The 644-nt window shown below is 63.8% G+C and carries 1 protein-coding gene; it reads left to right on the plus strand.

Translation table 11 applies throughout. The features are described 5' to 3' along the window. Nucleotides 1-644: molybdopterin cofactor-binding domain-containing protein (locus EN935_RS39165; RefSeq protein WP_164771883.1), on the plus strand; the 644-nt coding region annotated here is incomplete at both ends.

A 644-nucleotide genomic window follows, 5' to 3' on the forward strand; every position in this document is an offset into this window, starting at 1 on the left:
AGGCCTTCGGTACGCAGACCTATCGCGCCGAGACGCGGCATCGGATCCGCATAGGCGCCGGCAAGGACGGCCGCATCACGGCGTTCGGACATGAGGGCTGGGAGGTGACGTCACGCCCTGACCCTTATGTCGTCGGCGGCACGTCCGCCACCGCCCGCATGTACAATTACGGCTCTGTCCTGACTCATGTTTCGCTGGTCCACGCCGACCGCAACACGCCTGGATACATGCGGTCACCACCAGAAACGCCTTACGTCTATGCGCTTGAGAATGCCATGGATGAAACGGCCGTTGCGCTTGGCATGGACCCTGTCGAGTTTCGCCGCATCAATGAGCCGGACAAGGAACCGATCGGCGGCAAGCCATTTTCCAGCCGCTCGCTCATCAAGTGCTACGATCAGGCCGCGGAGGCCTTTGGCTGGGCGAAACGCGAGCCCAAGGCCGGCTCGATGCGTGACCGCGACTGGCTGGTCGGCATGGGCTGCGCCACAGCAATCTACCCGACCGCCGTCGCACCTTGCGCGGCCAGGGTTCGTCTCACCGCCGACGGCGCGGTCCGGATCCAATGTGGTTCGCATGAAATCGGCACTGGTGTTCGCACCATCGCAGCACAGATGGCAGCCGAAAGGCTGGGTGTCGGCATC

The sequence above is a fragment of the Mesorhizobium sp. M7D.F.Ca.US.004.03.1.1 genome (genome assembly GCF_003998635.1).
GTDB classification, from domain to species: domain Bacteria; phylum Pseudomonadota; class Alphaproteobacteria; order Rhizobiales; family Rhizobiaceae; genus Mesorhizobium; species Mesorhizobium loti.